We start from the raw sequence: 6,865 nt of genomic DNA on the forward strand, positions 1-6,865 counted from the left end.
GCGGCCGGAGCGAGCCTTAACCGCCCCTGCTGTGGAACCGACCGCGTACAGCAGGAACGGAGCTTCAGAGGCGGTCTGAGACAGCCAGACCGATCACGGTGAGCAGCGATGCGACGCCCAGCGCGGTGAGAATGCCGCCCCAAAAGGCCCCGTCTGAAGTGACCTTCCAGCCCTGTAAGCCCCTGCGCGTCACGCGTCCCGCCTCGCAACCGTCAGATGGCTATGAGCGTCGCTGCGGTGCCCCGCCATCGCCTCATAAACCGCAACCGTTGACTGCCGCCGAACGATGATCCGCTCACGCTCTAGGTTGAGTTCGCCGCACCTGGCACAGCCCGGAACCGGCTTCACCGCGTCCTCTGACCTCATCTTGACGACGGCTCTCACGGCCAAGTCCCAGTCCTGCATGCCCTTGCTGTCCGCAGGAGTGCACTGGCGAGCATCGGCCCGCCACGAATAGCCAGCCGGACGGCAGAGAGTCAGGGTCTCTTCCGCCTCGCTGATCTCCCTGACTTCCGCAATCGTGCCTCGACTGTGGTCACGCACGATGTCGCCGATGCTGTGCCCCAAGGCACCTTGCTTGTTCTCTGCCGCCATCACTACCTCGAAGGGGGTTGGTCAGCCTCAGATCAGAAGCGTGGTTCCCCTGATCTATGCGTCTACGTCACTGTGTGTGCTCCACCGTGGACCCGGCGCGAGTAGCGTTGGAAGGGGTCATCTGTCGCCCTGCCTACAGGCGACAAGGGAGGGTGATGTGCATGTCCAAGGACCGCCAGCGCGACGAGGACGAATCGGCGCGGACCGTCTTAGCCCATCAACTCGCCTACTTGCGCGAGCAGTCGGGGAAGTCGCTTGCTCAACTGGCGGAAGACACCGCATACAACCGCAGTTACCTGCATCGACTTGAAACGGGCGAACGACTCAGCCAACTGCCCGCCATGCAGAAGCTTGATGAGGTATACGAAACCGGTGGCTTGCTGGAACGCCTGTGGAAGCTCGCACGACAAGAGGCGTTCAAAGACCGATACAAGCTGTTCATGCAGTACGAGGCCAAGGCCTCGATCATGCACAAGTACATGTGTGCCGTACCTGGTCTCTTGCAGACAGAGGACTACGCACGAGTTGTGCTCTCCTCAGGCCCTGGCCTCAATGACGAGGAGGAGCTGGAGGAAAACGTCTCCGCCCGAATCGGAAGGCAAGATCTCCTACGCCGGGAACCCTCGCCTCACCTGCGGGTCATACTCGATGAGTCCGCACTCAGGCGCCCGACTGATGACCGCAAGATCTGGCACGATCAGCTTGCCCGGCTAATCGAGGCCCAAGATTCACCGCAAATCGTCGTCCAGGTTCTTCCATTCGGATCAGGGGTTCATGACCTCATGGGAGGTTCCCTCTCGCTCCTCTGGATGCCGGATGGAAGCTCTGTTGCCTACCTCGAAGGCAACAAGTCCGGCGAACTTGTGGAGGACTCCGAGGAGTTCGCGAGCTACCGGCTGTCCTACGATCGGCTTAGAGACCTAGCTCTCAGCCCACCTAAGTCGGTGAGTTTCATCGAGCAAGTCATGGAGGAAGGCACATCATGAACGGCACCCCCGGGCTCTCCACCGCTGAGTGGCGCAAGAGCAGCTACAGCAACGGTGGAGACGCCAACTGTGTGGAGGTCGCCGACGGCTTCCTTGGGATCGTCCCAGTACGCGACAGCAAGTGCCCCGAGGGGCACACCTTGGTCGTACCTGACCGCGACTGGGGCACCTTTGTTGACTGGATCAAGGCCTGACCCAAGGCACGAAGCCCACTGAGGCCGAACAGCGATCACTAAGCACGCTGCTCCAAAGTGGTCGAGCGATGAAAGAGGACCCCATCTATCAGATGGGGTCCTCTTTCGCGTCCCGCTGGCCACCGTGGGAGCAATCAGGTGCCGTCGTCGTTCTCGGGCGGTCTAGTGATGGCGTGCAGTGTTCTTGCTGCGTTGCGGGCCTGTGCGGCGCGGTGACGGTGTTCAGCGGCTCGCCGGTGTCGTTGATGTTGTTCGTGCTCGCGGACCAAGTCATCCTCGGCTTCGGCCAGCGCTTCGGCCACCGATGCGGCCTGCTCCCGAAGCCCGTCGGCCCGCATCTCCAGGCGCTGGAGTGGCACCAAGCCCAACGCGGCCATTCGCGAAGTGGAGGCGCCCCTCTCCCGGTCGATGGCGTCTTGCTCCCGTAGGTCCATCGCGTCCGAGCGGTTCAGTGCTGCGTCGTTACGGTTCAACCGCTGCTGACTGGCCGTCAACAGATTCTGAACCCGGTCGATCTTCTCGTACGAGCGCTGCCGGATGCTCGCAGCCGAATCTCCTGCTGCACGAAGCCGTGCGTCCAGGTGGCTTTCCTCAGCGGCGATCCTGGCTTGCCACCCGTCCGCAGCGGCTTCCCGCTCGTCCGCAGCGGCTTCCCGCTCGTCCGCAGCGGCTTCCCGCTCGTCGGCGGCCGCTTCCCGGTCATCGGCGGCGGCTTCCCGCTCGTCGGCGACGGCCTCCCGGTGATCGGCCACCCGGTGTTGCTCCTCGGCCCCTTCCTCACGAGAGTACGGGGGCGATGCGGCGTCGTTTGTAGGGGACGAATCGTCAATGGGGTCGGTACCCATAGACAGCAGTATGCCCGCCTCTGAGGTCGACGTGAGGAGCGCTGGCTGAGACCAGCAGCCGGACACCGTTGGGAGGTTACGCAGCAGGCACCGCCAGCTTGATCGAATCAGAACCCGAGAGGGCCCCAGAGGTCGACACCAAGTCATCACCAGATCCCGTACGGTCCGGTTTCAACCCGTATGAACAGGGATTGAGGGTAGCTCGTGAAACGCCGCCTGACCTGCACAGAGGCTGATCAGAGGGGTATGCCCTCCGCTCGTCCGGTGAACTTCCAATTTACCCAGCAAAGGGCGTACGAGATCCGGAACGGACGTCTTGCCGGCCAGCTCCGGAACGTCGCCTATCAGGGCGTCACCCCCGAGTTCTGGGGCTCCATGGAGAAGGTGGGCGGACCTCAGACCTACGTACTCGGCGGGGCCTTCAACTGCGGAAAGGCCCAGCCCGGACAGGTCGCCTCCGTCTCTCATGGATGCCCCTCCGCACTGTTCCGGGGTGTGAACATCCTGAACGCCTCGGCCGAGTCCGGGCGCTCTTGACCAAGCTCAGTGGTGACCGGCGGCCCGCTTGATCACGTCGGCCACCTCGGCGGGGTGCGAGACGTAGACGGCGTGGCTCGCGGCGACCTCGACGACCTGGGATCCCGCCCGCTGCGACATCGTGCGCTGGGCCGGTGGCGGGATCATCCGGTCCTCGGTCGCGACGAGGTACCAGCTCGGCCTGACCCGCCAGGCCGGTTCCGCCACGGCGCCGGAGACCGCCTCCACGCCCCACGGAACCTGGGAGTCGGCCATGAACGCCGACTGCTCCGGGGGCAGGTCGGCGGCGAAGGAGTCCGCGAACTTCTCACGGTCCAGGAACAGGAAGCCGTCCCTGGGCGGCAGGATGGGCGGGACGGGCGCGCCCGGCGGCGGGTCCGCGATGAGCGTGCCCACCGACTCGCCCTTGTCGGGCGCGAAGGCGGCGATGTACACCAGCGACGCCACCTTCGGGTGCGTACCCGCCTCGGAGATCACGGCGCCGCCGTAGGAGTGCCCCACCAGAACGGCCTGACCGTCGAGGGCGTCGAGGACGAGGCGCACCGCGGCGACGTCCCCGGCCAGGGACACCGTCGGGTTCTGGACGATGCTGACGTCGTACCCGTCCCGCTTGAGGATGTCGTAGACCCCCTGCCAGCCCGATCCGTCCGCGAAGCCTCCGTGGACGAGGACGACATTCCTTGCTTCCTGGCTGGTCGGGCTGGTCGGGCTGGTGGCCATGGAGCCTCCCTCGGTGTGTCCGGCCGCCCGTGCGGCCACGCGAAGAAAGCTAAATGGGGACAGGTGCGATCGATACCCGTCAAGAGGCGTAGTTCGGCTGCGAACCGCACCGCAGGGGCTGATTACTCTCCATGGGTAGTCTCTCCACCACTCCAGAGCCCTGAGATCTCAACACCACGCAGGAGGCGGGTCGATGACCTCTCGTACGAACGGCGCGAAGCGTACGAACAAGCCGCACGAGATCGTCGAGCGCGCCCTGGACCTTTCCACCGCCGACGGCTGCGTCGTCATCGCCGACGAGCACTCGACCGCGAATCTGCGCTGGGCGGGCAACGCCCTGACCACGAACGGTGTCACCCGCGGCCGCACCCTCACCGTCATCGCGACCGTCGACGGCAAGGAAGGCACCGCGTCCGGCGTCATCTCGCGCTCGGCCGTGACCGCCGCCGATCTTGAGCCCCTGGTCCGCGCCGCCGAGCACGCGGCGCGCGGGGCGGGGCCCGCCGAGGACGCGCAGCCGCTGGTGACCGGCGGCGAGGAGTCCGCCGGCTTCAGGGACGCGCCCGCCGAGACGTCATCGGCGGTCTTCTCGGACTTCGCCCCCGCGCTCGGCGAGGCGTTCGCCACGGCCCGCGCGGGCGGACGTGAGCTGTACGGCTTCGCGAACCATGAGCTCGTCTCCAGCTATCTCGGTACGTCGACGGGGCTGCGCCTGCGGCACGACCAGCCCAACGGCACCCTCGAGCTCAACGCCAAGTCCCCCGACCGCACGAAGTCGGCGTGGGCGGGGCGTGCCACCCGGGACTTCAAGGACGTGGACCCGGCGGCGCTCGACGCGGAGCTCGCCAAGCGTCTGGGCTGGGCACAGCGGCGTATCGACCTGCCCGCGGGGCGCTACGAGACGCTGCTCCCGCCGACCGCCGTCGCGGACCTGCTGATCTACCAGCTGTGGTCGGCCTCCGCGCGGGACGCCGCCGAGGGCCGGACGGTGTTCTCCAAGCCGGGCGGCGGCACCCGCGTCGGCGACCGGCTCGCCGAGCTGCCCCTGACCCTGCGCAGCGACCCGAACGAGCCGGGTCTGGAGTCCGCGCCGTTCGTGCTCGCGCACGCCTCCGGCGGCGACTCGTCCGTCTTCGACAACGGGCTTCCGCTGGCCGCCACCGACTGGGTGCGCGCGGGCGAGCTCGCGCATCTGACGAGCACCCGGCACAGCGCGTCCCTGACCGGCCTGCCGGTGGCCCCCGCCATCGACAACCTCATCCTGGACGGCGGCACCGACCGCTCCCTGGAGGAGATGGTCGCGAGCACGGAGCGGGGGCTGCTCCTGACCTGCCTCTGGTACATCCGCGAGGTCGACCCGGCCACCCTGCTGCTCACCGGGCTCACCCGCGACGGCGTCTACCTCGTGGAGAACGGCGAGGTCGTGGGCGAGGTGAACAACTTCCGCTTCAACGAGTCGCCGGTCGACCTGCTCTCGCGGGCAGCCGAGGCCGGGCGCACGGAAAAGACGCTGCCCCGGGAGTGGGGCGACTGGTTCACTAGGGCCGCGATGCCCGCCCTGCGCATCCCCGACTTCAATATGAGCTCGGTCAGCCAAGGCGTGTGACGCCCATAGACTGGCCGGTACCAACCGGTACCGGCCAGAAGCTTTGCCCAGAAGCCTTTCCAGCAGCCTTTCAAGGAGACACAAGACCGTGACGGACATCGTCGACGAGCTGAAGTGGCGGGGCCTTTTCTCCCTGTCCACTGACGAAGATGCACTGCGCAAGGCGCTCGCGGACGGCCCCGTCACGTTCTATTGCGGCTTCGACCCCACCGCGGCAAGCCTGCACGTCGGGCACCTGGTGCAGGTCCTCACGGTCCGCCGCCTCCAGCACGCCGGTCACCGACCGCTCGCCCTGGTGGGCGGCGCCACGGGTCAGATCGGTGACCCGCGGCCGACCGCCGAGCGCACCCTGAACGACCCGGAGACGGTCGCGAACTGGGTGGCCCGCCTTCGCTCGCAGATCGAGCCGTTCCTGTCCTTCGAGGGCGAGAACGCCGCGCTGATGGTGAACAACCTGGACTGGACCGCGGGGATGTCCGCGATCGAGTTCCTGCGGGACATCGGCAAGCACTTCCGCGTGAACAAGATGCTGACCAAGGACTCCGTGGCCCGGCGCCTGGAGTCCCAGGAAGGCATCTCCTACACGGAGTTCAGCTACCAGCTGCTCCAGGGCATGGACTTCCTGGAGCTCTACCGGCGCTACGGCTGCACGCTGCAGACCGGCGGCAGCGACCAGTGGGGCAACCTCACGGCGGGCATCGACCTGATCCACCGCCTTGAGCCTGACGCCACCGTGCACGCCATCGGCACACCGCTGATGGTCAAGGCGGACGGCACCAAGTTCGGCAAGTCAGAGAGCGGCGCCGTCTGGCTCGACCCGGAGATGACCACGCCGTACGCGTTCTACCAGTTCTGGCTGAACGTGGACGACCGCGACGTCTCGACGTACTCGCGCATCCTCAGCTTCAAGTCCCGCGAGGAGCTCGAAGAGCTCGAGAAGCTCACCGAGGAGCGTCCGCAGGCCCGTGCGGCCCAGCGCGCGCTCGCCGAGGAGCTGACGACGCTGGTGCACGGCGCCGATCAGTGCGCCGCGGTCATCGCCGCGTCCAAGGCGCTGTTCGGCCAGGGTGAGCTCGGCGACCTCGACGAGGCGACGCTGAGTGCGGCCCTCTCCGAGCTGCCGCGCGTCCAGGTCAGCGAGCTCGGCCCGGTGGTGGACCTCCTCGCGGAGGTCGGCCTGGTGGCGAGCAAGTCCGCGGCGCGGCGCACGGTCAAGGAGGGCGGCGCCTACGTGAACAACGCGAAGGTCGCCGCCGAGGACGCCGTGCCCTCCCGCGACGAGCTCCTGCACGGGCGCTGGCTCGTGCTGCGCCGGGGCAAGAAGAACCTGGCGGCGGTCGAGGTCACCGCGGGCTGACGTGCCCGTACACGTGTGAAGGGGGT

General features: G+C 67.1%; 7 protein-coding genes and 1 pseudogene. 5 read left to right on the forward strand and 3 right to left on the reverse strand.

Annotated features, from left to right (window positions below; all coding sequences use genetic code 11):
- Positions 1–189 precede the first annotated feature (189 nt).
- Complete coding sequence (locus tag ACFQ7F_RS44845; RefSeq protein ID WP_383285214.1) at positions 190–594, reverse strand: hypothetical protein; 405 nt, start codon at positions 592–594, stop codon at positions 190–192.
- A 161-nt stretch (positions 595–755) separates the two neighbouring features.
- On the opposite strand from ACFQ7F_RS44845, the gene ACFQ7F_RS44850 reads away from it, so the two are divergent.
- Both ACFQ7F_RS44850 and ACFQ7F_RS44855 read left to right on the forward strand, forming a co-directional pair.
- Entirely contained in the window at positions 756–1,580 is an 825-nt protein-coding gene (locus ACFQ7F_RS44850) for a helix-turn-helix domain-containing protein (RefSeq protein WP_383285217.1), read from the forward strand.
- Positions 1,577–1,774 carry a DUF397 domain-containing protein gene (locus tag ACFQ7F_RS44855; RefSeq protein WP_383285220.1) on the forward strand — a complete coding sequence of 66 codons (198 nt, stop codon included), beginning with the start codon at positions 1,577–1,579 and terminating at the stop codon, positions 1,772–1,774. The genes ACFQ7F_RS44850 and ACFQ7F_RS44855 overlap by 4 nt, the downstream gene beginning before the upstream one ends.
- Before the next feature lie 134 nt (positions 1,775–1,908).
- Here the strand turns inward: ACFQ7F_RS44855 and ACFQ7F_RS44860 are convergent, their stop codons facing one another.
- Positions 1,909–2,619 (reverse strand): hypothetical protein, encoded by a 711-nt coding sequence (locus tag ACFQ7F_RS44860; RefSeq protein ID WP_383285223.1) that lies wholly within the window; start codon positions 2,617–2,619, stop codon positions 1,909–1,911.
- A gap of 267 nt (positions 2,620–2,886) precedes the next feature.
- Here ACFQ7F_RS44860 and ACFQ7F_RS44865 point away from each other — a divergent pair.
- Positions 2,887–3,156: pseudogene (locus ACFQ7F_RS44865) on the forward strand (metallopeptidase TldD-related protein); the annotation flags it as partial.
- Between the two features lie 6 nt (positions 3,157–3,162).
- On the opposite strand, the gene ACFQ7F_RS44870 reads toward ACFQ7F_RS44865, so the two are convergent.
- The gene (locus ACFQ7F_RS44870) at positions 3,163–3,876 is read right to left on the reverse strand and encodes an alpha/beta fold hydrolase (RefSeq protein WP_383285225.1); all 714 of its coding nucleotides are present in this window, start codon (positions 3,874–3,876) and stop codon (positions 3,163–3,165) included.
- A gap of 193 nt (positions 3,877–4,069) precedes the next feature.
- Here ACFQ7F_RS44870 and ACFQ7F_RS44875 point away from each other — a divergent pair, with 193 nt between their 5' ends.
- Together ACFQ7F_RS44875 and tyrS are read left to right on the forward strand one after the other, a co-directional pair.
- On the forward strand, positions 4,070–5,482 hold the full coding sequence (locus ACFQ7F_RS44875) for a metallopeptidase TldD-related protein (protein WP_383285228.1): 1,413 nt from the start codon (positions 4,070–4,072) through the stop codon (positions 5,480–5,482).
- An 88-nt stretch (positions 5,483–5,570) separates the two neighbouring features.
- A complete protein-coding gene (gene tyrS, locus ACFQ7F_RS44880) occupies positions 5,571–6,839 on the forward strand; it encodes a tyrosine--tRNA ligase (RefSeq protein WP_383285231.1) in 1,269 nt (422 codons plus the stop codon).
- The last annotated feature ends 26 nt before the right edge of the window (positions 6,840–6,865 follow it).

This window comes from Streptomyces sp. NPDC056486 (genome assembly GCF_042795295.1).
Lineage (GTDB): Bacteria > Actinomycetota > Actinomycetes > Streptomycetales > Streptomycetaceae > Streptomyces.

Bases quoted from the DNA above. Each gene is read 5' to 3' on its own strand.
- ACFQ7F_RS44850 (WP_383285217.1), top strand. From the start codon at position 756: ATGTCCAAGGACCGCCAGCGCGACGAGGACGAATCGGCGCGGACCGTC.
- ACFQ7F_RS44855 (WP_383285220.1), top strand. From the start codon at position 1,577: ATGAACGGCACCCCCGGGCTCTCCACCGCTGAGTGGCGCAAGAGCAGC.
- ACFQ7F_RS44870 (WP_383285225.1), bottom strand. From the start codon at position 3,876: ATGGCCACCAGCCCGACCAGCCCGACCAGCCAGGAAGCAAGGAATGTC.
- ACFQ7F_RS44860 (WP_383285223.1), bottom strand. From the start codon at position 2,619: ATGGGTACCGACCCCATTGACGATTCGTCCCCTACAAACGACGCCGCA.
- ACFQ7F_RS44875 (WP_383285228.1), top strand. From the start codon at position 4,070: ATGACCTCTCGTACGAACGGCGCGAAGCGTACGAACAAGCCGCACGAG.
- ACFQ7F_RS44845 (WP_383285214.1), bottom strand. From the start codon at position 594: ATGGCGGCAGAGAACAAGCAAGGTGCCTTGGGGCACAGCATCGGCGAC.